Consider the following 26619-nt stretch of genomic DNA (forward strand, 5'->3'; position numbering starts at 1 on the left):
GGTCTTTAGCGATGTGATGTGGGAACTTAAGTTCCTGGTAGATTGCTGGATTAAGGGGAATTGGACTCTCATCGCTCTTGTCTTTCTGCTAGTGCTGGTGCGGCTGATGCTGCCATTTCTACTTCTTCTGCGTCATGAGAGCCTTCAGGTTCCTTAAGAATGAACGCGCAAAGGCTTGCAGCAATCAAGCCAACAACCCCTAGCATCTGGAAAAAGATTTTGTCTCCCACAGCCCCCTGCGGTAAAAGACTGTAGATAGTCAGGTAAGCCACGGCTCCCACATTCCCGAAAGCCCCGACATTTCCAGCAATCTGACCCGTCACTCGCCGCTTAATCAAAGGAACAATCGCGTAAGTTGCCCCTTCTGCTGCCATCACAAAGAAAGAGGCAACCATCGTCATCAGTACAACAACAGCAAGGGCAATATTGCCACCTAGACTGCTAAATACGAGATAGCCAATTCCCGTACCTGCCAGCGTTGCCGCTAATGTCCACTTCCGGCTACCGATTTTGTCAGACAGGAAGCCACCTCCCGGACGGGCAACCAAATTCATGAAGGCATAAGTTCCAGCTACCGCCCCCGCCAGTGCGGCTGTTAGTCCAAAACTCCTTTGAAAAAACGTAGGAAGCATGGAAACAACAGCGAGTTCCGAACCGAAACAAGCAAAGTAAGCCATCTCACAAGTTGCCACTTGGGAGAATTTATAGCGGTCTTCAGGAGGGTAACGCTTTGTCCCTTTCATCAATGCGTGATTCGCCTTCCAGATGTTGTAAGCCTGAAAGACATACAAACAAACCAGCAAAAACCAAGTGATGTATAGCTGAGTCGAGTTAATGAAGTTGACTTTGTTTAAGCGCCAAGCAATCACACCCAAAATCCCGACCAAGGGGATGTTCATCAGCAGCAGAAACCAGAAATCTTTTTGAGTTGTAACTTCCATCCCCGCGCTGCTTTCCGGTCGTTCATAAACCTTACCGGGAGGCGTATCTTCAACATTGAAGAAGTAGATTACGCCATAAACAGCAGCAACAATTCCGGTAAACGCGATCGCAAATCGCCAATTGACTTGACCCGCCGCCAGGAAAGCGGTTGCTGCCGCAATTGTCGGTAAAGTAAATGCCGCCCCCGCAGAACCAAAGTTTCCCCAACCACCATAGATACCTTCTGCTAAACCAATTTCTCTGGAGGGAAACCACTCCGCCACCATCCGGATACCAATTACAAACCCACACCCGACAATACTCAAAGCCAAGCGACTGTAAACTAACTGGCTAAAGTTCTGTGCCAAAGCAAAAGCAATACAAGGAATCGCCGCATAAACCAAGAGGCATGAGTAGGTAATCCGAGGACCAAAGCGGTCTAGAACCATACCCACAATAATCCGTGCAGGGACAGTAAGGGCAACATTACAGATGGCAAGCGTTCTCAGTTGAGCTTCATTGAGTCCTAAGTCTTCTTTTACCGCCATAGCAAAGGGGGCAAAATTAAACCAGACGACAAAGGTGAGAAAAAAAGCAAACCAGGTCAGGTGCAAGATGCGGTACCGACCGCTAAATGACCAAATTCCAGCCACGTTATACTCCTCTAAATTAAATGGAACAAATGCGATCGTGCCTTGGGGTTGGCAAAGGCAATCACAACTTTTAACCCGTAAAGAGGCATGAAATTCAACCTGCAATACGAGTGTAGAGTTCTCCAAAAAATGCACCACTATTTAGACGGCAGCCGCCACCGCCTGCTGCCGAGGACTTGCCCCAAAATGCTCCATCAGCAGTTCTCGCAAAAGCGGCTTTAGGTCATCACAGGGAATCTTTTCCATCACCATGCTGCCCAAGTGAGCATCTTTACCCACTTTGCCACCCATCCACACATCGACGGCTTCTACCATTTCCCCATCCTTACGGGCTTTTGTACCCATTAGACCAATATCAGCGACTTGAGGTTGACCACAGGAATTAGGGCAACCTGTCCAGTGAATTCGTACTGGACGCGGTAGAGATAACTCCTTTTCCAATTCCTTAATCATCGCTAGGGCGCGGTTTTTCGTCTCAATAATTGCAAAACCACAAAATTCAGCACCTGTGCAAGAGACTAGCGCCCGTTCTAGGGGGTCAGGGTTAATTGAGAAACGCTCTTGGAGGAGTGGTTCTGCGAGAAAGGCATTTAAGCGAGAATCAGGAATATTCGGAATAATTAGGTTTTGCTCAACGGTGAAACGAAGTTCCCCACTGCCATAAACATCAGCCATTCGAGCCAGTTCAAACATCTCCGGCGCATACAAGCGACCGATAGGAATGTGTAAACCGACGTAGTTTAAGCCAGGTTGTTTTTGCTTGTGAATACCAATGTGGTCACGTTTCTCCCAATCGATTTCGTCTTTCGGTGCGGCTTCTTGCAGAGAATAACCCAACTGCTTTTCTACCATGTCCCGAAACTTTTCGAGTCCCCACTCTTCAATCAGATACATCAAGCGTGTCTTCTGGCGATTGCCTCTGTAACCGTGGTCGCTAAAGACTTCCAAAATCGCTTTGCTCAAAGCAACCACATCCTCAGGCGGTACCCATACATTCATGGGAATTGCCGCTGCTACACGCTTAGCTGAGAAGAAACCACCGACGATAACATTGAAGCCGAGGTAGCCATCTTTGTAGGCAGGGATAAAGGCAAGGTCGTTGATTTCGGCATGAACAGAGTTATCTCGACCACCTGTAATTGCAATGTTGAACTTTCGGGGTAGGTTAGAAAGCGCCGGATTTCCTTCGCCATTGTTGGTAATCATGTCTTGGACATTGAAAACCAATCCCCGCGTATCAATCAGCTCATCTGCATCTAAACCAGCTAGTGCATCTCCCGTAATGTTGCGAACATTGTCCATCCCAGACTGGACACTCGTCATTCCGGCTTTGCCTAAACGGTCGATGATTTCGGCTATATCCTCAATCCGAATACCGCGCAGTTGGATATTTTGTCGAGTGGTTATATCGGCATTGCCCTGATCTTGAAATCCGGCTGCTTTACCGTAACGCTGCACAATGTCAGCCAGTACCCGCATTTGATGACTGGTTAAAACACCATTAGGCATCCGCATCCGCAGCATAAATTTGCCAGGAGTAACGGTGCGATAGAAAAAACCCAACCATTTCAGCCCAAAATTGCGATCAAATTCATCCATTGCCTCCCAGCCGATTTGAGCAAAATGGTCTAGCTCTTGCCTTAGCTGTAACGGCTCTTTTTCCGCTTTTGATTTTTCAATTGGATTAAGTTTGTTTTTCTTATCTGCGTTTGTCATAAGCTTAACGAGTCTGTATAGTTACAGCCATCACATTCATGCACCATTACCCTGTCTTGTTTGGCGCACAAAGAATTATTTCGTTTGTTAAGCTATTAACCTATGCGACTTAGTAAACTCAGTTCGTAAATTTCGCTACGGAAGTAGCTTCTTCTTTCTCCAATTTGTTCAAATCTATCTCTAGAGGTGTATTAGCTGAGTTTTTTTATTAGAATTTACGCCTTCTGGAGGATGCTCATAAAAAACCTATTTGTGCGACTTCAATCGTTTTTATTAAGTAATGAAAAGTTTGCGCCCTGTTGGACTTAAAGAGGGATATTTTACAAAAACGTTGTCTTAAATTAAGATGCTTTCTTGTCTAAGAATGGGGAAGCTTTTGTGTAATCTAAGTGTTTCTAGCGAACTACTACTTTTGCCTTAAATTAGGGCAATGGGTTATCAAAAAAAGGGTAAAGGTAAGCGTATAATTGCTTTTCCTTTTACCCTTTTGCCGATAAGTTTATATTGTCAATTAAAAGCGCGATCGCACTTTTACCTGAGCGGTGGGCAAGGGGCAGTGACTAGATAACCACCCGCTTCGATTACGAAATCATCAAAGTCACTGTCTTTTCCAGGTCTGGGTAAACCATCATCATCCCAAGCAATACGGGTGCCAGTAATGCCGCCACGATCACCAGCATCCAAGGCTCCGTCAAAGATAGCGGCTAAGTCACTTGTGGACAAAACAGTACGGCGAGTTTGCCCAGTGGCGCTAATAGACTCTAGGTAAAATCCATAGCGAGTATTGGCTTCAAAGGTGAACTCGGTGAACTGATCTCGTACCGTTCCCCCCTGAATTGTCCCAAGAAAATCGACAGATGTGCCAATGTTGTTTTGTCCAGGAGAGGAAGGCTGAGGCTGTCCTGTGCCAGCCGTGTCATAGGGCTTAGTTTCGCTAAAGAGGACGGCAACGGGTTGATTGGTATCTAGATTGACGATGCCAATGCTTGATTGGTAGGCTCCGTGGGATGCGATGAATTCAAATTCGACTGTTGTATCTACCGGGAACTGAACAACTCGATTCCCAAAGGAGTCTTGTGCTTGCACGGGTGCAGCTAAGGAACCGACGAGTCCGGCTGCGATTGCTCCCGTTAGGAACTGAATTCCAGTGACGAACTGGCTCCTACGCTTGATCTGGTTCATTGTTTTATCACTTTTCCTCACTACAGGGTTGTTTGGCTACTTACACCCCGATTTTCTACCAAGTTAAAAGAGCGGGATTTGACCGTGAACGTTCCACGTCTTCGACAGTACGTCTCAAATTGTCGGCTTCTGCTCTTAAGGCTTCTAGCTGCCGACAGGCGGCGGGAAGGGCAGCCGTTTCTGTCCCAGGCTGTCGAGCATATCGACGGATCGTTGGGGTATTTTGTTCAGCTTGTGCGATCGCATTATTGCAAGTATCAAAAGCTTGCTCAGACTCCCGGTTAACCCGTGTGATATTTGCGATTAAGCCGTCAGGTAGCTCAGTATCTGTCTCAAAGATGGGGGCTGTGTTGTTCCAGATGTTGGTTCCTGTAATGTCAGAGTAGCTGTCAGCGCGAGCAGGCGCAGTACTGATCACTCCGGCAACCAAAGATAGACCAACAACCCAACCAATAGATTTAATTACGTGCATTCGATGTACTCCTCCTACTTAAAACCGAAAGGCTGTGCCAGCGCCTAAGACAAATCGCGCTTCGTCACCCGCACCCGCCAAATCGCGCACAGCCGGAGTAATTACGAAGGGAATGTTTTTGAAGGGTGCGATGGAAAGACCCAAAGCTAAATCTTGTCCTGTCCACTCAGCGATAAAACTCACAGGTCGGACAACCCGGACGGCAACGTTACCAAAAACGTTGATATTATTATCACCCGCGTCAACCGCTCCGTTTGACCGGAACTGTCCATCTCCAACACCAACTGTCACCGCCACACGGCTGAAGAATTGGTCAAGAGACTCTTGGGTGCGGAAGACTTTGGTAAGTACTCCATACTTGGATTGTTCAAAGTCGTTGCGACCAATATTCAAAAAGCCATTCCAGCCTAGAGCAATGGACGCATCTCGTCCGAATCGACGATGTAGCTTGGCATTAAAGCCACCTTCACCAAAATCCTCTTCTTCGGCGGTTTCTAGAGCATACGATAGCTCTAAGCCGACCGCTTCAGTCGCATCACCAATCCCAATTCCGATACCACCTGCGCCAACAGAACCCTCATCTTCTCGCACGCTTTCTTGATAGCTGCCACTGAGAAAGACGGTGTTGTTGTCTGCGCCATAGCCAACAGGGATATAGATGCTCAATGCAGGTGAAGCGCCATATTCTTCATAGGGTTCTGGCACAACGATTTGAGGGATGGGTTGGGGACGTGGGCACTGACGCTCTGAGCGTTGAGCTAGCTGAGAGGGCGTTGAGCCATCCCCTAAGGTCGGAGGAACGACGGCTTGTGCAATACAGGTAGCACCAGCTTCCGGTTGTGCATCTGCAAGCAACTGGCTGGTGTTATTGCTCGATGACTGGGCAATAACGTCATCCGAGCGAAGTGCCTCAGCCGTGGATACGGTTGCTGATGGGGTTTGTGCCGATGACGCAGATAGGTCAGCATCAGGGTTCAATGACTCGCTAGCTGCCTTATCTGGGTTAAGTGCTTCAACCTTTGGGGCTTCTGCGACTACCTGGACTTGGCTACCAGCCACTACTTGTGAATTCTGAGTAGATAAAGAAGGCTCTAAGGGAGATTCTTCGTTAGAGTTGATTGCCACTGACTGTGAAAGATTTTGCTCTTTCAGCTTGTCTGATAAGGCGATCGGTTCAATTTTGCTTGCTGTAACAGTAGGGGTTACAACACTATCGTCTTGGGCAATTGGTTCTTGAGTAGAACCTTCAGAAATTGGATTGTTACTGGCTTGGGCTGACAGACCTCCGGCCAGGAGAACCATTAAAGTACAAATAGCAATGCTATGAAAACGCATAGATTCGCCTCACAAAACTCACACCATATCTATCGAGATGCACCTGTTTCCACGTAAACATATCCCTTCTGCCTCCGTCAATGTTACGGGGCTTTGTAGGTATTATCCGGACTAAATATTTACTAAAACTTCACCTGTAGATAAAAAATATTAAAGATTACATTATTTATCTATCTAATCTAGAGGGAATGGCACTGGCTCTAGGGAAGATTTAGTGGTTCACTGTAAAAACTCGGATTGGAGAATACCGCACAACCGACTCATTCTGAGGGACGAAGCGCTTACCTAGAGACCCGCGATCCAAGGGTTTATGTGTAGTTATAAGAAGTCCAGTTTAATAACTGTCCTCCTTAAGTCAGTGCTTTTCAATCTAGGGAGTAAACCGAGATTTAATAAGTACCATTATGTTAGATGTTGACTTAAGTAAAAGGCTATAGCAGCGCTACCGAGAGGAACGGTTAGGTTATCAATGCCTAATTTAGAGAAGGCTTCTAAACCTGTAGCAACTAAGGCGATCGCAACAGGTATTAGCCACGTCTGCCAGATATTGCCTTGGACACCAAAAAGAATCAGACTGCTAACGAAATAGCTAGTTAAAGCCATCGTTAGAGAGCCTTCCCAACTTTTTTTGATTCCCCAAACTTCATAAGTATGTTGACCAAATTTCTGACCGATTAGGGCGGCAAGCCCATCTCCCCAAGTCATGACTAAGATACCAATAGCGGCATACTGATAGTGTTGTGTCGGCCAAAACCAGGCAATGAGAATGCCAATACTGATCGCGTAGAAGAATGTCCCCAAGCTTTTGCGCCCGACGCTATTGATACCTGGCAGGAAGGGGATGTAAAAAGACAAAAGCGCGATCGCACCAGCGATGACTGAAGCCCAGATGCCTACCCAAGTCGGTAATTTTAGCCACCAAGCCAGCAAAATTATATTGCCCGTACTAATGTGAACAACCTTTCGCACCAGTTCTGAATTCGCAGAGACACGGCGATAGATTGTTTCTGCCAACAGCACAACGACACCCAGAACCAGTACAACAATACCAATCTGGAGCCATAAATCTGGGATTGATTCTAACCAAGATATAGAGTGAAGCAAGGGCTATCAGGAAACGGAATGCAAAACCTCTTTATCACTGTATCTAGATTTGGTTCCCAAGATGAAGATCTTACTCATTTGGTTAATTAAGGGCTACCGAGCTTTAATTTCTCCTCTCTTTCCCCCAGTTTGTCGATTTCAACCAACTTGTTCAAGCTATGCTATCCAAGCCATTGAACGATTTGGTGCTTGGCGTGGTAGCTGGCTTGCGATGCGACGCATATCACGCTGTCATCCCTTCCACCCAGGCGGGTATGATCCAGTACCAGCCAAGGCAACTCGAAAAGAGGGGATTGGGGATTAGGGATTGGGGATTGGGAAAAACAACCAGTTCGCAATTGATACCTGAATCGCTACTTTAGCGACTAATAACCAACAACCAACAACCAACAACCAACAACTAAATTATTCCAACCCAAACCAACCCAACTCCCCAAAATACAACTAGACCCCCTAGCGCCACCCAATCGCCCCATCGTAGCCGCAGTTGATGCCACTGCACGCGATGTTCATTGGGACTGGTAAAGCCGCGTACTGTCATTGCACTGGCAATTTGGTCGGCTCTCAACAAGAGGTTTTCGAGCAGCCGTTCTGACACCATTAACCAAACTTGAAGGCTTTTGCGGATACCTAGCTTTTTCCAGTTAATCGCACGAGTGCTTACAGAACGAGCTAAATTCTGGACTTCTTCAAGCACAAGGGGAATAAACCGCAAAGAAAGGGTCAAAGTGAGGGCAATTTCAGTTACGGGTACATTCATCCGCCGTAAAGGTCGCATTAAGCTCTCTAATCCAGCAGTGATTTCTTCCGGTGCTGTTGTCAGTAGGAAAAGGTTGGTGCTGTAGATCAGGGTAAATAGAAGTGTACTGACTCGGACAGCCAGATCCAAAGACCGACGAGTTACTGTAACAGGCCCACGGTTGAAGACGACATAGTTGTAGTCGGTAGGTTGCGGAAGAATAATTTCACTTTGGGGTAGCCGTGGCTGATGGTTAATAGAAAGAGCTTCAGGAGTAATTGCTGTTAAGACGAAGACAAAAAACGCAAGGGTTAATAACCAACCCATTTGCTGACGCCATACGCGCAACGGAATGGCGGCTGAGAGGGTGAGGAGAATCAAGAGAACGACTAGTAATATGCGCCAGTAGGGATTCGCCAAAATAGGAGCCACGAGAAAGCTCGTTAGCCAGATGAACTTTACCCTGGAGTCCAAGTAATGCAGCCAGGTTACTGGTTGTTCCAGGTATAGCCCTATCGGTAGCGATCGCAATAAATCCATTTTTGTCCTTTGTCAGTTCTCAATTGTCAGTTGTCTATTGCTGCTGACTCCTGACCTCTGACTGATCTTAAACGCGAGTGGCTCGGTTGGCACTGATATGGGCATCTCCAACCTCACGGACTTTCTTGCCGCGCCACAGCAAACGCAAGGGTGTTCCTGTAAAGCCTAACTGTTGGCGGAACTGACGCTCAACGTAGCGGCGGTAGTTGTCGTTAAACCGGGTTGGGTCATTGACAAATAGAGCAATGGTTGGTGGTTGGCTCTTTACCTGAGTACCGTAGTAAATTTTGCCTTGGCGTCCACTGCGGCTAGTCGGGGGGCTGTGCCAGCTCACAGCGTCTTGTAGCACTTCATTAATAACTGCTGTCGGCACGCGACGCTGGTGTTGTTCAAATGCCGTGTCAACCAAATCGAGAATCTTTTCTACCCGCTTGCCAGTTATAGCGCTGGTAAAAATCATTTCTGCCCAGTCGATAAAACTCAGCCGATCTTTGACGAGTTTTTCGTGCTCGTAGATTGTGTAGGAATCTTTATCAATTGCATCCCACTTGTTGACTACGATAACAGCAGCACGTCCTTCTTCTGCAATTCGACCAGCGAGTTTTTGGTCTTGTTCGGTGACACCATCAATGGCATCAATCACCAGTAAAACGATATCCGAACGGCGAATCGCTTTGAAGGCGCGATTAATCCCGAAGAATTCTGGCCCGTATTCAACGTTTTTCTTTTTGCGAATTCCGGCTGTATCAATTAGGCGATAAGTTTTTGCCTCATCTCCATTTTCTGAGTTACCAGCACGCTTAACAACCATATCAATGGCATCGCGGGTTGTACCCGAAATTGGACTGACAATCGAGCGATTTTCGCCAGTGAGGGCGTTTAACAAGCTAGACTTACCAACATTTGGGCGTCCAACAATTGCAACTTTAATTTCTGGAGTTTCTGGCAGCGCATCGACAGTTGGCAGGTAGGAAATCAACTCATCCAGCAGTTCGCCAGTACCACCACCATGAATCCCAGAGACAGGGTAGGGTTCGCCTAAACCCAGTTCCCAAAATTCAGCGGCTTGGATCAAACCCTGTTGTGGCGATTCACATTTGTTGACAGCGAGGAGAACGGGCACAGACTGTTGACGCAGCCATTCTGCGATCGCTTCATCCGCCACCGCTAGTCCCTCCTGACCATCGACAACAAATATAGCGGCACTGGCTTCGGCTAGTGCTGCCATGGCTTGTTCCCGAATTAAAGGCAAAAATTCGGTATCATCATCAAAAACCAAACCACCCGTATCAACCACGAGGAACTCACGGTCTTGCCAGAAGGCAGAACGATACGTGCGATCGCGTGTTACCCCTGGCTCGTCATGCACGATCGCATCGGTCACGCCCGCCAAACGATTGACCAGGGTAGATTTGCCCACATTTGGGCGTCCAATAACAGCAACAATTGGCAAAGGCATAACAGCATTCCTTGAGCAAGCAGGGGAACATCCCGAACGCAGTAGATTTGCGTCGAAAAGCTCTCTTTAATAATTGTAGTAATTGTAGCTAGCGACTGTGACAATTTATGTCCTGCGTACTGGCTGTGCCTGAGAAATGCTTCTCATAACCCATTCGCAAACACTCTCCCCCTGCTTTCAGAACTGCATCAGGAAAATAGCAGCTCGAATTACTTTACGTCAATAATTTTAGGGAATCTTATCCGAAATTCTGTACCTTGAGTACGGTCTAGTTCAAGAGTTCCCTCAAGTTGAGCCGTTAATACACTCACTAGCTGAAGTCCTAGTGACTTGAGAGCTTGGATGTTAAAACCCAGAGGTAATCCTATTCCATTATCTTTAACAGTAAGTATATGATACTTTTCGTCAGAATCAAGAGCAACATAAATTATTCCCTTAGGCAAGTTAGGAAAGGCATATTTCAAGGCATTTGAAACCAACTCATTGACAATCAAACCACAAGGAATAGCTGTATCAATATTAAGACTCACCTCATCAAGCTCTAGCTCTAAATTTATCGTTTCTATATTCACTCCGTAGGTTGCAAATAAGTAGCTTGTTAAATCTTGAATGTATTCTGTAAAATTGATTTTAGCAAAGTGTTTAGATTTATAAAAAGTCTCGTGAACAAGCGCCATAGATCTGACCCGGCTACAACTTTCCCGGAAAATTTCCAGCGTTGCTTGCTCCTTTATGTGCTGAGATTGCAAGTCGAGCAGACTTAATATCACCTGTAAGTTATTCTTGACCCGATGGTGAATTTCTTGGAGTAAAACCTCTTTTTCCCGTAATGATTCTTGAATTTGTATCTCTGCAAGTTTGCGCTGTGTAATGTTAGTGGAAACCCCAAGGACTTGAGCAACTTGACCATCACTTGAAAAAATCGGTTTTTTAATCGTTTGAAACCACTGGACTTCACCCATCCGGGTATGGTAAAGCTCTTCTGTAATAAATTTCTGCTTTAAAGTTGTGAATACTTCCTGGTCTTGAGCAATAAATCGCTGTACATCTTCTTGATTAGGATACAACTCAGCATCCGTAGTTCCCTGTAGTTTTTCTGCATTTACTCCTACAAAATCAGCAAAGGCTTGATTGCCGAGTACAAGCTTGCCCTGACTGTCTTTGACAAAAATTAAATTTGGGTTGGTATCAAGTACAGTTTGGAGAAATTCATGGCTTTCTTTAAGTTTCTCCTCGGCAATCTTCTGCTCTGTAATATTATGTCTAATCCCTAAAATTTGATAGATTTCTCCCCGTTCATCTAGTAGCGGAATATAGATAACGATGAATGTAACTTTACCAACAGTTGGTAAAGTGATTGTACATTCTGCCGTCTGTGAGGTACGTGTTTCTACAGCCTTTAGCAAATGTGGTAGATACGCATTTGTAATCTCTGGTGGGTGTATCTCCTCGTCAGTGTGACCAATCAGAGCCAACTCCGGTAGCCCACCTATCCTAACTCCGTGTGCATTGACAAATTGGAATTGCCGATTAGCGTCGTAGATAACAAACGTATCAGGGAAGTGATCGACAGCCAGTCGGAATCGCTTTTCCGAAAGGCTCAATGCATCCTGTGCTTGCTTGAATTGAGTAATATCAGTTGCAACACCAATTAGACCAATAACTTGTCCATTTTTATCTCGTAATGGTATTGCTTGATTGTCATATACCACGTCACCTATCTGTGTAATGCATGAACTCTGTTTGCCAGCAAGTCCACGACGGAGATCTTCTAGGATCTTAGGATAGTTGCGGTAGAGTTCAAAGGCAGATTGTCCAACAGTTTGACCTGGCTTTTGCCCTAATGCTTCCAGTCCTTTACCTTCTGAAAGGGTAATTACACCTTCGCTATCTAGGGCATATAAAATAATCGGTGCATTTGTAACTACAGTACGCAGAAGTGCTTCATTTTCTAATAGCTGAACTTGAGTTTGTTGAAGGTTGTGCAGAGTGTGTGTAAGTTCAGCCGTTCGCTCTTCCACTCGTTGCTCTAACTCCTGTGTAAGGTTCTGCAACTCGGTTTCAGCCTGAAGGCGTGCTTCGATTTCCTGTTTGAGAAGCACATTTTGTTCTTCGAGTGTCTTGGTCAAATTTCTCATCTTGAGGTGCAGCCTCACTCTGGCTAATACCTCCTCTTGCTGAAACGGTTTGGTGATGTAATCTACTGCCCCCAGCGATAGACCTTTGAGTTTATCGACTGTCTCAGAAAGAACCGTCATGAAAATCACAGGGATGTCCTTCGTTGCCACTGATGCTTTTAAGCGGTGGCAGGTTTCAAACCCATCTATTCCGGGCATCATCACATCCAACAATATGAGATCTGGTGATACCTCTTGTAGCTTTTCAATGGCACTTTCACCATCATTAGCAACTAAAACTTTGAAGCCAGAATCTTTTAAAAAACTGAACAGCATTTTGAGGTTCGTTGAGTTATCATCAACGATCAAAATGACATCTTGTTTTGCTATATCCATTTTTAGTGATGTAAGATATACAGTTTGACTAACTTCAAAATTTCTTTTTCTTCAAACTCTTGAGCTAATTGCAGTATCTTTGCAGAAAATGATGTATATTTATTATCCAATTTTCTGAGTCGAATTGCTTCCTGTTCGATGCCTTCAATGTCACCAATTCGAGCAGCACTTAAAAGAGCTACAAGTTCTTCTGGTGGTTTCACCACAGGTTCTAGAGTCTGAGCATGGGATGAAGAACTATTAAGAAATTCATGATTCTGGAGTTCTGTTCGTTTGTTTGCTGGATAAACCCATTCCAGATCTAAATAACTTTGTATTTTTTTCAATAAACCTTCGGCTTGAATCGGCTTAGGGATAAAATCGTTGCATCCTGCTTCTAGACTAGTTTGCTGCTTACAGTTGGACACGTTGGCAGAAGAAGCGATCACTATCGTATCTTTAAATTTTGGTAACTTTCGGAGATGCCGCGTCATCTCAAAGCCATCCATTACTGGCATTAGTACATCGGTAATAATCAGATCAGGTTGAAACGCTTTGGCTTTATCTAAACCTTCCTCTCCATTACTTGCATGCATTAGTTTAAATCCAATTGGCTCTAGTAGATTAATGAGAAATGAGCGGTTCTCCTGTCGATCGTCTACAACCAATATTTTCTGTTCTCTACCTTTGAATCCAATAATATTTTTTGATAAATCTATAGGAACTGGTTTAACTTCTTGTAATGCTTTAGGCATTTCTAAATCTAGCCAAAAACTACTCCCTGCACCTAAGGTACTTTTTACTTGTAGTTTGCCTCCCATCATCTGGACAATTTTTTGGGTAATTGCCAATCCCAATCCCGTGCCTTCTGCTCGACGTGCCCTATCACCCACTTGCTCAAACGGCAAAAATATCTTTTCTAATTGCTCTGGTGTCATTCCAACACCAGTATCTTCGATTTGAAAACGAATCTTAAAATTTTGTATTATAGAATCAGATTGAAAAAGATTTTCTCCACGCTCTAGAATGCAAACTTTGAAATTCACCTCGCCTTTGTCAGTAAACTTAATCGCATTACCTAAGAGGTTAATCAAAACTTGCCGCAGTCGTTTGTCATCGGCATAAACGGCAGTAGGGAGTTGATTTAAGGGTTGGTAATTAAACGTAATTTCTTTTTGTTCGGCTCGGATGCGGCAGATTTCTGCAACTTCCTGAAGGAAGGAAGGCAAATGAAAGTCTCTAGGGTAGAGTTCCATTCTCCTTGCTTCAATCTTGGAGAGGTCTAAAATATCGTTAATCAGGGTGAGTAGATGTGAGCCACACTGCTGAATAATTTGGATAGCATCTTTTTGCTTGGAGGTTATATCTTTATCGCGTTCTAAGATTTGAGCGTATCCCAAAATCCCATTAAGAGGAGTACGGAGTTCATGGCTCATGTTAGCAAGGAATTCGCTCTTGGCGTGGTTAGCTGTATCAGCAGCAACTTTTGCTTCTCTTAGTTCAGCGGTTCGCTTTTCGACTCGCATTTCTAACTCGGTATTTGTCTTTTCAAGAGCAGCAAATGACTCTTGCAACTGTTGCGCCATTTGATTAAACGATTGAGCCAGAAGCTCCAGTTCATTGATACCCTGTACCTCAACTTTTTGGTCTAATGGGCTACTAATAAAGTCAGAGGTGGCAGCCTGTTTTGCTAAGGCACTAGATGCTTTACTTAAACGGAGAATGGGACGAGTAATCCAGCGGGAGGTAAGGATTCCGATTACGGTAGCTAGCACCAGCGCCCCCAGACACAGGAGGATGGTGGTACGAGTGTTGGCATTGATTTGCTGCATGAAATCGTCTTCTGGAACGACCACCACAACGAGCCAATCTAACCCATGAGCGTCAGCAAACGGTGTCACTTGTACGAATTGCCGCTTGCTGCCAATTTTGAAGTCAAGCTGCTGGCTGCCATTAATGCGGTGAAGGTCGCCAAAGTGTTTTATCAAATACTGTGCTGTGAGATGAGTGAGACGATTGTTGCTTTCGATCGCTTGTAGCCGTCTCCATTTCTCCTTTGCTCCGTCCTTATTGAGGATAAGCGGCTGCTGGAGCGATGAACACGCGACTAAGTCTCCGGAGCGCTCCATGATAAATGTCTGTCCAGAACGACCAATTTTTAAGTTCTGCAAAAAGTCGCTAACTTCAAAGAGGGATAGTGTTGCGTTGGTGACTCCAAGCAAGGTGCCTGTCCTGTCGTCGTAAAAAGGACGGGCAGCACTGATAGCCAATGACGATGAGGAAAAATATGGGTAAATCTTACTCCAAGTGAGTTTTCCGGCTTTCACAGCCGCTTTATACCAGGGGCGAGTTCGAGGATCGAAGGTTTTTTTAACCTTTATTAGTTTGGTGCGATTCCCTTGGTTATCCGTGGCATAGGTGTGATAGCTACCACCAGTAGACTTGTCCACAACTCGAATCACCAAGCTGCCATCATCGAGGCGATCGACCGAGCGAATTTCTCCCTGTTCATTACCAAAAGCAATGGGGCGGAGAGACTTAAACAACTGCATTTGGTACCAGAAGTGTCGTTCTAGACTGCCGGAATTTTGTAAATTCAACTCTCCAAGACGGACAGCATCGGCGTTAATTTGAGCTACTGTTTGGGGTGTCTCAATATACGTCGTGATATGTTGTAAAATCCGGGATGTGACTTCATTTCTCAACTGGGTAGCAATGTCGTTGACCTCTTTTTGCCCATTGCGTAGTGATAGCCATCCTGTTAGCCCCACAGCCGCAAAGATTTGCAGGACGAATGGCACGACTAAGACGAGGCGCAGCGGTATTTTTCGCTTGGTTCTTGAAATTGGATGCTCACTTGTTAGCTGCGTCATGGTGAGTCGTTTGTTTCCTAGCTAGCGGATGTTTACTCGTCTAGGCAGTGTTACAAGTGTTTAATCTTTAATTGGATGCTAGATGCGATCGCGCCTGATGAGCCATTCACAAAAGTAGAGTTGCTCACGTTAATGTAAAACTTTGCTGCTGTTGAACCAGAGCTAATTCTGACTAACCTCAGCAACAACCCATCAAGCAATCTCTAGGCTTAACAATTCGTATCAAAAATTACGGTTTCTTGCAACTTTATCAGCTAAAGTTTGTGTTCTGCTGTATCTACCGCGTCAAATAAAATACATCCTCAGGGGTATGGCATTTACAATTATTAAATTGGTAATTGTTATTTAGGACACAACTGAGTCGTCCCGCCTTAGCTGCTTTTAAATTCTAAGTGTTCATCCATTATTGACTGGGGAAACAGAGGTGTTTCGCATTAAAAAGTTTGGATGGTTATTCACCATCTCATTCATTGCTGTACTTGCAATGAATCTTATTACTGGGTATGGACACCTTGACCATGCCATAGCTCAGCAATCAGGAGGTAACCCAGAAAAATTAACAATGGTTACTTCAGCGGATTATCCACCTTATGAGTTTCGAGATACTGCCAGTGGCAAAGATGAGATAATCGGTTTTGACATAGACATTGCCAAAAGAATTGCCGAAGAGCTTAACTTTGAACTGGAAATAAGAGATACAGACTTCAATGGCATCATTCCTGCCCTACAGTCGCGTCGTGCTGACTTTGCTATGGCAGGTATGACACCGACAGAAGAACGCAAAAAAAATGTTGATTTCTCTGAAATCTACTACGAAGCTAAAAATACGATTGTTAGCCAAACAGGCAGTAACCTGAAAAAACCAGAAGATTTAGCTGGAAAACAAGTTGGTGTACAACTTGGTTCAATTCAAGAGAAAGAAGCTGGCAAAATAGCTGAGAAAGTTAACGATGTTACTGTAAAACCTCTTAATAAAACCAGTGAACTAATCCAAGAGATTAAGGCGAATCGAATTGATGCCGCCATCATTGAAGACACAATAGCCAAAGGATTTGTCGCATCTAATCCAGATCTAGAATTCAATACCCTTCCCAATCCGGAAGAAGCAGCGGGTTCTGCTATTGCTTTTCCTAAAGGTTCTGAGCGAGCCGATGATTTTAACCGTGTCCTCAAGGAGATGAAAGATAACGGTGAGCTTGACAAGCTGGTGACCAAGTGGTTTGAAAATAAAGGAAAAGAAGTAAGCACTGGTAATGCAACCAGCGGTGCAACCAATAACAGTAACTTTCCTTTAGCCAGGATAATGCCTAGTATTCCCTACATCATTGATGGAATACGAGTAACGTTACTATTCACGGCGCTGTCGGCGTTACTAGGATTTATTTGGGGTACGATACTGTCTTTGTTTAAGATCTCTACGATCAAACCTCTGACTTGGTTTGCAAACGTCTACACCTCTATATTCAGAGGCACACCCCTACTACTGCAAATTGCCATCGTCTATTACGCAACACCTCAGCTAACTGGCTACGATATTCCAGCTTTGTTGGCAGGTGTGATTACATTTACTCTCAACTCAGGGGCTTACATTTCTGAAACAATTAGAGGAGGAATTCTTGCCGTAGATAAAGGACAACGAGAAGCGGCTTTGTCGTTGGGTGTTCCTTATAAACCAATGATGTCAGACATCATATTGCCACAAGCGATAAAAAACATTTTGCCAGCTTTGGTGAATGAAAGTATCGCTCTGCTTAAAGATTCAGCTTTGGTTTCTACAATTGGGGTCGCTGACTTATTACGCAGAGCGCAAATTGTAGGAGCAGAAAAATATATCTATTTTGAACCGTTGCTGTTTGCTGGCATTGTTTACTATTTGATGGTCATGAGTTTGACCTGGGGGGGATATGCACTCGAACGAAAATTACAACGTAGCAGTTGATCAGGTTACGCACTCAAACGGAAACAGCAACGTGGCTGTGAAAGTCGAACATTTGTTTAAATCCTTTGGAGAGCTTAAGGTTCTACAAGATATTTCTACGGATATTAAGAGAGGGCAAGTTGTAGCGGTTATTGGGCCTTCAGGATCGGGTAAGTCAACGTTTCTTCGTTGCCTGAACTTACTAGAAGTGCCAACGGCTGGGAAGATTTACATTGATGGAGTAGACATCACTGCGCCGAAAACCAACATCATGAAGATTCGCCAAAATGTCGGCATGGTGTTTCAACATTTCCATCTGTTTCCTCATATGACCGTACTCAAAAATGTGATGTATGCACCAACTAAGGTGAAGCATATTTCTGATGATGAGGCACGGAAAGAAGGGTTGGAACTACTGGCAAAAGTGGGGTTAGCAGAGAAAGCGGATGTTTATCCCTCGAAATTATCGGGGGGACAGAAACAACGTGTAGCGATCGCACGTTCGCTGGCAATGAAGCCAGATATCATGTTGTTTGATGAGCCAACCTCAGCGCTTGACCCAGAAATGGTGAAAGAGGTACTAGAGGTGATGAAAGACCTCACGAAAACGGGCATCACCATGGCGATTGTTACCCACGAGATGGGATTTGCGCGGGAAGTTGCCCATCGCATTTTGTTTCTCGACGGGGGACGGTTGGCTGAAGATTCACCTCCTAGTGACTTCTTTGGCAATCCGCAGTGCGCTCGTGCTAAGCAGTTTCTGGAAAAGATGTTGTAGGTTGCTACAAATATCGCTTGAGAGTGTCAACAGTGGCAAGTCCTGTTTTCTCCCAACCAAACTGACTGGCACGATTCAAACTCAGGGTGCATAAATGCGATCGCAAAGCTGAATAGAGTGGCTACAGCTTGTATGGCTTCGGTGATTCTATCTCCTTCCACAGGTTCTTCACTAAAGTTCACCGTTGTCTTCCAGTTAGCTGTAAATTATTCAACTGAGCGACTCGCATAAGGATTTGGTCTCGTGACCCCTCAAGAGTTTGGTTTATTAGTTGTTTCAATGATTGCTAGCGTATTAGGGCAGTTTTTCCTGAAGGCAGGAGCATTGAAACTGGGGAAGGTTAACTCTGGTAATGTAGTCAGTCATGTTTTGAATATCATCATGACCCCAGAGTTGTTAGCTGGCTTGGTTTGCTACGGTCTGGGAGCGATCGCTTATATTCTGTTGCTTACCCGTGTTAAGCTCAGCGTTGCGGGTCCTTCAGCTGCCCTAATCTACATCTTTACTGTCTTACTCGGTTACTTCGCATTTCACGAACCAATTCCTGGAACTCGTTTATTTGGTTTGGCTTTCATTGTTTGTGGGGTTGTTCTGGTGCTTTGGCAGCGATAAAAGCGTCGAGCAACATCAAAGGTATTGTTGTAAGACTTCCATCGTGGCAAGTCCTGTTTTTTCCCAGCTAAACTGACTAGCACGATCTAGGCTGAGGGTGCGTAAATGCGATCGCAACGTTGAATCTGTGACTATGGCTTGCATCGCTTCGGTGATTTCGCCCGTGTTGTAAGGATTGACGAGAAGGGCAGCCTCACCAGCAACTTCGGGTAAGGAGGAGAGGTTGGATGTAATTGCGGGTGTGCCACAAGCCATGGCTTCGAGTACAGGCAGTCCAAACCCTTCCCAAAGACTAGGAAAAACGAGTGCGATCGCCTGGTTGATAATTATCGGCAATTGCTCGTAAGGAACGTAGTCGAGAAATTTTACTCTCTCGGTTAGACCTAAATGGTTGACTTGTTCCTGGAGGAGTGGTGTATAGCGCCCATCTGGGGAACCAGCAATCCACAGTTCACACTCCTGCTTGTGCAAACCAGCAAAGGCATCGATCAGGCGCGGCAAATTTTTGTAAGGGTCGTGGCGCCCAACGTAGAGAAAATAATTGCTGGTAGGTAAGTTGAGAAAGCGGAAGTCTTTGGGGTTGTAGGCGAGGAGAACAGGCGTAATTTTATCAGTAGGGATATTGTAAAAGTTGGTGATGTCCTTGGCAGTAGCCTGGGAGTCACAAAGGATGTGTTGCGCTTGGGTGAGAACTTGGGGGATATAGTTGCGGAAATAGGTCGTCAGAGGAGAACCGCGCCGGGGAAAGCGCAACGGGATGAGGTCGTGGACGGTGACGATGTAGCGGCAGTTGGTAAATAGGGGTGCTTCTGGAACGGGAGAAAACAGAAGCGGCGAACGCAATTGTTGATAGAGTTGTGGGAGTCGTAGCTGAGTCCATAGAAGGCGGCGCAGATGCCCTTTTGTACCTTGTTCAGGAGTCATACCGTCTGGTACAGAGTAGCAGGTAAAGTTAGAGGCTTCTGGTTGACACTGATGCCCAACGGGTGAAATTAAAAGAGTTGGGTTAATGGGTTGTAAATAAGGAAAGAGATTAGCGGCATAAGTGCTAATTCCAGTGGGTTTAGAAAAGAGGAATGACAGATTAACTAAAACTGAGTTCAACAAGTGTGTTTTACTCTCCCTAAATAGCTCAATACGCCCGCCAGTTTACCAAAAGCCGTTTGCGGTTTTATCACTAATAAGATCAAGGCGTGGAGCGTGAGCCGGAGAAATCGCCACAGAAAAACTTCTTTTTTGGTGTACCGTTCTAGAGTTAGCAAGTAACTATAGGTACTATGCTGAAATTTTTTAACAATGTTGCGATCGGCAATTGAAGAAGGTTGATGCACTATACTGAGCTGATTAGTAATCGCAATTTGATGACCCATCGTTGCATAACGACGACAAAAATCAAAGTCTTCGTAGTATAGAAAGTATGCTGGGTCAAACTGGGGGCATTCAGGAAAGAGTCGGAGATTAAGGAGAAGACTACATCCACTTACCCAATCACAAGATACACAGGTAGTGTCTAATTGAGAACCTAGCAAGTGAGTCGAAAGGATAGATCCTTGATTAGAGATAAATTGCCCTCCAGCAAACCAAACCTCACCTGTTGGTGTATAGATTAGGTTACCGAGAATCGAAACTGGATAAGCTTCAAATAAGCCAGGAACCTTTTCTAGAGTATTTTCTGGCAGGTAAGTATCGGGATTAATAATCCATGCGATCGCATTTGGGTCTTGAGCATAAATCCAGTTAAGTCCGAGATTGCAGGCTTTGCCAAAACCGAGATTAGCTTTTGCTTCTAAAATTAGAATCCTATCATCTTTCAATTCTTGTAGAGCATGGTCGTTTTGGGAGTTATTAACAATAACAATTTGATACCGAATAGTTTGGCTACAGGAAAGAGAGCGAATTAATCGAGCAATAAAATCAGTTGAATAATAATTAACGATCAGCAAGTAAATCACATTAGCTCGATTTTGCAGTCATTAGCAGCGAACAAGTACAAGGATTAAGCCACCTTGTACTCTAGAAGAGTTTAATGAGAAATGCCTCGTTCTGTTATTTCCTTGAGATCGTGGTCAACTAGCAATTCAACCAGTTGCTCAAAAGAATACTGCGGTTGCCAACCTAAATTTTTCTGAGCTTTATCAATAGAACCCACTAACTCCACAGCTTCATCAGGACGGTAGAAGGCAGGGTCAACAGAGACATAATCTTGCCAGTTCAAGCCAATGCAGTTGAAAGCACACTCGACAAGTTCCCTCACAGAGTGAGTTGTACCACTTGCAATAATGTAGTCATCAGGTTGCTCTTGCTGAAGCATCAACCACATAGCGTAGACGGCATCTTTGGCATAACACCAATCGCGACGGGCATCAAGGTTACCGAGTTTTAGTTCGTTCGCCAAACCCAGCTTAATTAAAGCAGCACCACGAGTAATTTTACGAAAGACAAACTCTGTACCCCGACGGGGAGATTCATGAGTATAGGTGATACCGCAGCAGTTATAGAGATTGTACTGCTGGCGATAGTTGACCGTCATCCAGTGAGCGTAGGCTTTGGCAACACCATAAGGATTCCGAGGGCGAAAGGGAGTACGTTCAGTTTGGGGTGATTCATCCGGTTGACCAAACACTTCGCTGCTGGAAGCCTGGTAAAACTTAGCATCAGGCTTGCAGCGACGAATCGATTCTAATAAGCGAGAAACACCAATAGCCGTATATTCGGCAGTTAGGGCGGGTTGACTCCAAGAGATGGGAACGTAGCTTTGGGAGGCAAGGTTATAAATTTCGTCAGGTTGGGCTTCGCTGAGGGCATCCATCAAGGAGCATTGGTCGAGCAAATCACCGGAGAGGATTTGGATATTGTTGGAGAAGTGGCTGATGCGCCCGAAATGGCTAGAGCTAGAGCGACGTACTAGACCAAAGACTTGATAACCTTTATCTAAAAGAAGTTCAGCCAGGTAAGAACCGTCTTGCCCGGTTAATCCAGTAACCAGTGCTTTTTTGGTCACCATAGTAGCTTTTGCCCTTCACTCATTTAAAATGGTGTTGATAAAAAACCTAGTATTTTCGGGAAAGCGATCGACCAATTACCTTTGAACTAAAGTTTAATTATTTTGTCTATTGGGATAGTAGTTGTTTGAACCTAAAACATCTTCTATATTTACATCCCACTTAAATTGAGCAGAGTCAAAATCAGCAACTACCGAGTTGCCACCAAGGCAAAGCTAGGCCCATTGGGATGGTCAGGATGGTCAAAATTAATCTCAATGTTATTTAGACCAAAATGCTTAAGGCACCCTAGGATATCGTCGCGGCTGAGCCAATTACTAGAGGCTTCACTGCCCCCGCAGAAGCCACCCCAATTTAGTGCCACTTTGTACTCTTGGGAATAAAGCGTATGCCGAAATCCACAATGCTCTACTTGTTTACTGCTAGGAAATTTATGCGCCAAGTTGGGGGTTTTAGAGATAATTGCCTTGTCGTAGTAGTGAGTCCAAAGAAAAATCTGATCGGATGCCTGAGCGGCAAGTGCAATCAATTCAACTGGGTTACGCATATGATAAAGTATGCCACTAGCAATACAAACGTCAAACTTTGTTCGGTTGCTTCGTAGATATTCTATACAATCTCCGTACACAAAGCGTACACGCTTTAGATCTAGTAACTCTTTAACTATCAAACACTTTAAGTACGCATGGCTATTGGCTTCGACTGATAGGATTGATTCTGCTCCTAGACGTTCAAGCATATAACTATGCCCTGCTTCTAGAGGACCTAATTCAATCACAGTTTTGCTTTCAATACCACCTAGTTGAGCCAAAGCCCATTCAATACGTCCGTCCTCAAATAAGGGAATGGAGCCAGACTCCAGCCCTGCTAAAGGTTCAGGTAGTTTCGACGACCACTCTCCTTTAAAAATATCAAGCGCATCCTGTGGAGTATAGGCAGATGTAACGTATTGATCTAGTATGCTCATTTTTTACCTATCAACTTTTTAAACTTAAACCAACCATTACGCACTTGCCAAAACTTACTTGATTGCATTGCATTAATCAAATCTCGTGACTGTTGTAGCTCTGTTTGATGGTGCTGAAGCTGGATTTGTAATTGCTCTATTTTTGCACGAGTATCCGTAGGTAGAGACTGTAATTGCTCCAGTTCTAGTTGAAAATTCTGAGTATAAAACCGAACTCGTTCGTGTTCAGTTGCTGTAAACCAATTAATAGCTTGCTCTATCTCTACAGAATTAAAAGTATCATCATCCTTCTGCTGTACAGGATATCTCTTAGAAGAGCGAGCCAGCGCAAATGTTTTTCTAGGCTGTGATTTTTCGCCTTTATACTCATGATGAACTTCGATAACTACTCCAAATTCAACAACGCAGCCCTTATAGTACTTTAATGCAAAATCTAAGCTAATTTGATTACGATAAAGTTCTACTAAAACTGAACGATCAACAACATAAATAATTTCTTTTAATAACCATCTAGCATTTAGTACCTTTTCCCATACATCAAAATGCCAAACGCACAAATGTAAATAATGATCTTCATTATAAAATAATTTATGATCAAATATAAACGCTGGATTTGACCAACCATACGGAGTCCAAAACTCTAGCTGAGCACCATCAGCACAAACACGGCTGATTTCTTGAAAAATGTTTATTGGGTTTTGAATATGTTCTAAAAAATGAGATGAGTGAACGTATTTAACGCTTTTATCAGGAAATGGTAGAGGGTCTGTTTGAATGTTTAAAACATAGTCAACACCTGGATAGGGTTGAAAATCAATGCCTAGAGTTCCTTCCTTCTTCCTCAACCCACAACCCAAATCGATCTTTAAGTTATCCATTGCTTTTAACTAAAAGAAATTAACAAATGCTTAGGGAACTTTGCAGTAAAAGTTAACAAGAGTAAGTTTTTGTAGTAATGATTAAATCTGTATAAATTCAGTTATTCACCAACTCTTTTTCTTAAAACTACAATAAACTCCATTCCATTTTTTTGCAGTAATTCAATTTCTATTAAGAAAGACAAATATTTTTTGCAGTATACAAGCATTTCTATAAATTCCATTGGAGTCCATACATGAAAATGAATACTGTAGTTCATGTCAATAAGACGTTTAGTTCGTACAGCAACATCACTGTCAGGAACCTTATTAACTAAACGATTCCACTCCTCAAAGTGAGAGTACTTTGACCACTCAGCTCCTTCCGTGTAGTCTCGAATCAGGTGTTCTAAGGAGGTGATAGGACGATCGCAATCAAAGGTATATCGCTTATCTGGCACAGCCATATACAAAATGCCATCGGTCTTCAAAACCCTTATCCAATTTTCCAGAGAAGCTATTGGATTCTGGCAATGCTCAATCATGTGATTGGAAATCACAAAGTCTAGTGATGCATCTGGAATAGAGGCTAAGGTTTCACCGTCATCAATGAGATCAAGTTCTACTAGTTTATGTTCTGCTAACTCTGGGTATTGTTTTCTTAATTGCTCAACTGGCATTCGATCCAAGTAGCGGATTTCAACATCAGAAGGAATTTCAAGAGGTGAATGTAAAGCTCCAATCTCAATTCCAGAACCCGTTAGATATTGAGAAGCAATTTGCTGCCGTAATGAAGTTCCTGATAAGGAAGGACTTCCTGTATCTTTTAGTTTGTTTGGTTTTGCTAAGAAATTGAGCTTGTTTGTTAAATTTCCTAAAATAGATGTCATATTAAGCTTCCTTTTAGTTGAGCTATACTATTTTTGCGGATCGATGTACTTGATGAAATTCTTTTCTAGGATTTCAGCTATATATTTATCCTGTAATCATCACTTGATCGGGTTAAATTGGGATTATAGCAAGGGTCATCTTTAAGGATTTTGCTCCACTTAGTCTGCATATACTCTGCCTCTTTTGCTAACCGGGCAAGTTTTTCAGGAGTATCCTCATGTCCTCTACTTTTTGACTCATGATGATATAAAACGACGTGGGGAAGATATATATTCCTGTATCCTTTCTCTACTAACTTGAGGCAAAAATCTACATCATTATAAGCAACGGCTAATTTCTCTTCAAATCCACCAACACGTTCGTACACTTCCCGTCTACACATTAAACACGCTCCGGTAATTGCTGAATAATTGTTGATAGTTATTACCTGACCTCCATATCCCGGATAAATTGAGGGCAACTTTTTGTGGCTGTGACTAGCAACCCCACCAATACCTAATACAATTCCTGCATGTTGTATGGAATTATCTGGATATAAGAGAAGTCCGCCAACTGCCCCAATAGAGGGTCGTTGAGCCTGCTCTACCATGGCATCAATCCAGTCAGGTGTGACAACTTCTATATCATTATTTAGTAAAAGTATATATTCACCTTTTGCCTGGGTTACAGCGTAATTATTAATCTTAGAAAAGTTGAAAGGAATGTCAAGTTTGTAACATCTAAACCGAGAGGGTTCGTGAGTTTCCCAGAAGTTAATAACTTTAGTTGTATGGTCTTCAGTACTGCCATTATCTATGACAATAACTTCATACTTTGGATAAACACTTTTCTCAAAAATAGATTTCAAGCATTTATTTAAAGTTTCTCCTAAGTCTTTAGTGGGAATAATAATACTTACAAGTTTGTGGTTTTCTATTTTATATCGAGTAACATATAGTCCCATGTACCCTGGTGTTCCAGAAATTACTCCTTTTTCGCCCCTTCTAGAAAGAGCATCTGTAAGGGCTTTTTCTGCTGCTATGTAGGCATAAGGCTTGGCTTCAGCACCACTAGAAGCTGATTCAGGATGAACTCTCCAGTGGTAAAGAATTTTAGGAATATGAAATATTTTTTCAGTCTTTTCAGTAACTCTCAACACGAGGTCATAGTCTTGGCTACCTTCATAACCGACTCTAAAGCCTCCTATTTCTGTTACTAGCGATCGCCTATAAGTTCCCAGATGGCAGGTGTACATCCGAGACAAAAAGGAGTCAGGACACCAGTCGGGCTTAAAGAATGGGAGGCAGAATTGATTATGTTCGTCAACCTTGTCTTCATCTGAATAAATCATATCTGCTTCAGGGTGCCGATTCAACAGAAGGGCTACCTCATACAAAGCATCTGGTGTAAGTAAGTCATCATGATCTAGTAGAGATAAAAACTCACCAGTTGCTAATTCTATAGCCGAGTTAGAAGCCTGAGCAATATGTCCATTTTGCTCTCTGAAAGCTACTTTAATTCGGCTATCTTTTGCTCTATATTCTTCCAAAACAGCCCTGACGTGAGGCTGAGTTGATGCATCATCTGCAATACATAACTCCCAATAAGGATAAACCTGAGTGAGAACCGACTCAATCGCTTCTCGTAAAAAACGCTCCGCAGTATTAAAAACCGGCATGATTATACTAATAACTGGCTTATTAGTAAAAACTTCCACTGTCTCAGCCATTTTTCGCAAGTCAGATTCTCTGGGAAAGTTTTTTTGGAGCCATCCTTGATAGGTTTCTGGTAAGACTTCAATATTGGCTGAGCCATCATCAAGCTTTAAATAGACTTTTCTAGATAGTCTAGTAATTGTATACTTTAAGCCTTTATTTTTTAGGAGGTAAAGTAGCTTTTTGGCTCTAGACAATAAGCGGTTAAACGACTGCTTAGAATTCTCTGTTACGCCGAATACTTGCTTTAGCCAAAACCAAGCTATTCGCATTTTCCAAAACTTACTGCTCTCCATTGCAAGAATCAGAGTTTTTGATTGCTCCAGTTCAACTAGCACCTGTTGTAGTTGGGATTGAGTCTGTTGTAGTTGGGATTGAGTCTGTTGTAGTTGGGATTGAGTCTGTTGTAGTTGG

Annotated in this window: 22 protein-coding genes and 1 pseudogene; 4 read left to right on the top strand and 19 right to left on the bottom strand. The window is 43.7% G+C overall.

Annotation, left to right across the window (positions count from 1 at the left end):
- Positions 1-68: 68 nt before the first annotated feature.
- From AC5JL3_RS25885 to AC5JL3_RS25910, 6 genes are all read right to left on the bottom strand, one after another.
- A complete protein-coding gene (locus tag AC5JL3_RS25885; protein ID WP_496077296.1) occupies positions 69-1574 on the bottom strand; it encodes a NarK family nitrate/nitrite MFS transporter in 1506 nt (501 codons plus the stop codon).
- A 141-nt stretch (positions 1575-1715) separates the two neighbouring features.
- Positions 1716-3290: a ferredoxin--nitrite reductase gene (locus tag AC5JL3_RS25890; RefSeq protein WP_496077207.1), complete on the bottom strand. Its 1575-nt coding sequence runs from the start codon at positions 3288-3290 to the stop codon at positions 1716-1718.
- Between the two features lie 531 nt (positions 3291-3821).
- Positions 3822-4472, bottom strand: a complete 651-nt coding sequence (locus tag AC5JL3_RS25895; RefSeq protein WP_496077208.1) for a hypothetical protein — start codon at positions 4470-4472, stop codon at positions 3822-3824.
- 55 nt (positions 4473-4527) lie between these two features.
- The gene (locus AC5JL3_RS25900) at positions 4528-4944 is read right to left on the bottom strand and encodes a hypothetical protein (RefSeq protein WP_496077209.1); all 417 of its coding nucleotides are present in this window, start codon (positions 4942-4944) and stop codon (positions 4528-4530) included.
- Positions 4945-4962: 18 nt separating this feature from the next.
- Positions 4963-6246, bottom strand: coding sequence for a hypothetical protein (locus tag AC5JL3_RS25905; RefSeq protein WP_496077210.1), 1284 nt, complete (start codon positions 6244-6246; stop codon positions 4963-4965).
- 435 nt (positions 6247-6681) lie between these two features.
- Entirely contained in the window at positions 6682-7383 is a 702-nt protein-coding gene (locus AC5JL3_RS25910) for a diacylglycerol/polyprenol kinase family protein (protein ID WP_496077211.1), read from the bottom strand.
- Between the two features lie 61 nt (positions 7384-7444).
- On the opposite strand from AC5JL3_RS25910, the gene yidD reads away from it, so the two are divergent.
- Positions 7445-7687, top strand: coding sequence for a membrane protein insertion efficiency factor YidD (yidD, locus tag AC5JL3_RS25915; RefSeq protein WP_496077212.1), 243 nt, complete (start codon positions 7445-7447; stop codon positions 7685-7687).
- A 96-nt stretch (positions 7688-7783) separates the two neighbouring features.
- Here yidD and AC5JL3_RS25920 read toward each other — a convergent pair whose 3' ends face one another.
- The 5 genes and pseudogenes from AC5JL3_RS25920 to AC5JL3_RS25940 form a co-directional block, all read right to left on the bottom strand.
- Positions 7784-8662, bottom strand: coding sequence for an energy-coupling factor transporter transmembrane component T family protein (locus AC5JL3_RS25920; protein ID WP_496077213.1), 879 nt, complete (start codon positions 8660-8662; stop codon positions 7784-7786).
- 67 nt (positions 8663-8729) lie between these two features.
- On the bottom strand, positions 8730-10121 hold the full coding sequence (gene der, locus AC5JL3_RS25925) for a ribosome biogenesis GTPase Der (RefSeq protein WP_496077214.1): 1392 nt from the start codon (positions 10119-10121) through the stop codon (positions 8730-8732).
- Positions 10122-10330: 209 nt separating this feature from the next.
- Positions 10331-11725 carry a sensor histidine kinase gene (locus tag AC5JL3_RS25930; RefSeq protein ID WP_496077297.1) on the bottom strand — a complete coding sequence of 465 codons (1395 nt, stop codon included), beginning with the start codon at positions 11723-11725 and terminating at the stop codon, positions 10331-10333.
- A gap of 9 nt (positions 11726-11734) precedes the next feature.
- Positions 11735-12634 (bottom strand): annotated as a pseudogene (locus AC5JL3_RS25935) (response regulator); the annotation flags it as partial.
- Positions 12635-12636: 2 nt separating this feature from the next.
- Positions 12637-15486: a hybrid sensor histidine kinase/response regulator gene (locus AC5JL3_RS25940; RefSeq protein ID WP_496077215.1), complete on the bottom strand. Its 2850-nt coding sequence runs from the start codon at positions 15484-15486 to the stop codon at positions 12637-12639.
- Positions 15487-15970: 484 nt separating this feature from the next.
- Between AC5JL3_RS25940 and AC5JL3_RS25945 the strand changes: the two genes are divergently transcribed.
- Together AC5JL3_RS25945 and AC5JL3_RS25950 are read left to right on the top strand one after the other, a co-directional pair.
- Positions 15971-17425 (top strand): ABC transporter substrate-binding protein/permease, encoded by a 1455-nt coding sequence (locus tag AC5JL3_RS25945; RefSeq protein WP_496077216.1) that lies wholly within the window; start codon positions 15971-15973, stop codon positions 17423-17425.
- Positions 17391-18182 carry an amino acid ABC transporter ATP-binding protein gene (locus AC5JL3_RS25950; protein ID WP_496077217.1) on the top strand — a complete coding sequence of 264 codons (792 nt, stop codon included), beginning with the start codon at positions 17391-17393 and terminating at the stop codon, positions 18180-18182. Before AC5JL3_RS25945 ends, AC5JL3_RS25950 begins: the two co-directional genes overlap by 35 nt.
- A 26-nt stretch (positions 18183-18208) precedes the next feature.
- On the opposite strand, the gene AC5JL3_RS25955 is transcribed toward AC5JL3_RS25950, so the two are convergent.
- Positions 18209-18364: a hypothetical protein gene (locus AC5JL3_RS25955; RefSeq protein ID WP_496077218.1), complete on the bottom strand. Its 156-nt coding sequence runs from the start codon at positions 18362-18364 to the stop codon at positions 18209-18211.
- 61 nt (positions 18365-18425) lie between these two features.
- Here AC5JL3_RS25955 and AC5JL3_RS25960 point away from each other — a divergent pair, with 61 nt between their 5' ends.
- Positions 18426-18794 (top strand): DMT family transporter, encoded by a 369-nt coding sequence (locus AC5JL3_RS25960; RefSeq protein WP_496077219.1) that lies wholly within the window; start codon positions 18426-18428, stop codon positions 18792-18794.
- 15 nt (positions 18795-18809) lie between these two features.
- Here AC5JL3_RS25960 and AC5JL3_RS25965 read toward each other — a convergent pair whose 3' ends face one another.
- The 7 genes from AC5JL3_RS25965 to AC5JL3_RS25995 all read right to left on the bottom strand — a co-directional run bounded on the left by AC5JL3_RS25965 (position 18810) and on the right by AC5JL3_RS25995 (position 26168).
- Positions 18810-19901, bottom strand: coding sequence for a glycosyltransferase family 4 protein (locus AC5JL3_RS25965; protein WP_496077220.1), 1092 nt, complete (start codon positions 19899-19901; stop codon positions 18810-18812).
- Positions 19895-20746, bottom strand: a complete 852-nt coding sequence (locus AC5JL3_RS25970) for a glycosyltransferase family 2 protein (RefSeq protein ID WP_496077221.1) — start codon at positions 20744-20746, stop codon at positions 19895-19897. The genes AC5JL3_RS25965 and AC5JL3_RS25970 overlap by 7 nt, the downstream gene beginning before the upstream one ends.
- Before the next feature lie 71 nt (positions 20747-20817).
- Positions 20818-21798: a GDP-mannose 4,6-dehydratase gene (locus tag AC5JL3_RS25975; protein WP_496077222.1), complete on the bottom strand. Its 981-nt coding sequence runs from the start codon at positions 21796-21798 to the stop codon at positions 20818-20820.
- A 188-nt stretch (positions 21799-21986) separates the two neighbouring features.
- On the bottom strand, positions 21987-22763 hold the full coding sequence (locus AC5JL3_RS25980) for a class I SAM-dependent methyltransferase (RefSeq protein ID WP_496077223.1): 777 nt from the start codon (positions 22761-22763) through the stop codon (positions 21987-21989).
- Positions 22760-23641 (bottom strand): class I SAM-dependent methyltransferase, encoded by an 882-nt coding sequence (locus AC5JL3_RS25985; RefSeq protein ID WP_496077224.1) that lies wholly within the window; start codon positions 23639-23641, stop codon positions 22760-22762. Before AC5JL3_RS25985 ends, AC5JL3_RS25980 begins: the two co-directional genes overlap by 4 nt.
- A gap of 101 nt (positions 23642-23742) precedes the next feature.
- Positions 23743-24510 carry a methyltransferase domain-containing protein gene (locus AC5JL3_RS25990; RefSeq protein WP_496077225.1) on the bottom strand — a complete coding sequence of 256 codons (768 nt, stop codon included), beginning with the start codon at positions 24508-24510 and terminating at the stop codon, positions 23743-23745.
- Positions 24511-24587: 77 nt separating this feature from the next.
- Positions 24588-26168, bottom strand: a complete 1581-nt coding sequence (locus AC5JL3_RS25995; protein WP_496077298.1) for a glycosyltransferase family 2 protein — start codon at positions 26166-26168, stop codon at positions 24588-24590.
- Positions 26169-26619 lie beyond the last annotated feature (451 nt).

This window comes from Symplocastrum torsivum, from assembly GCF_059505465.1.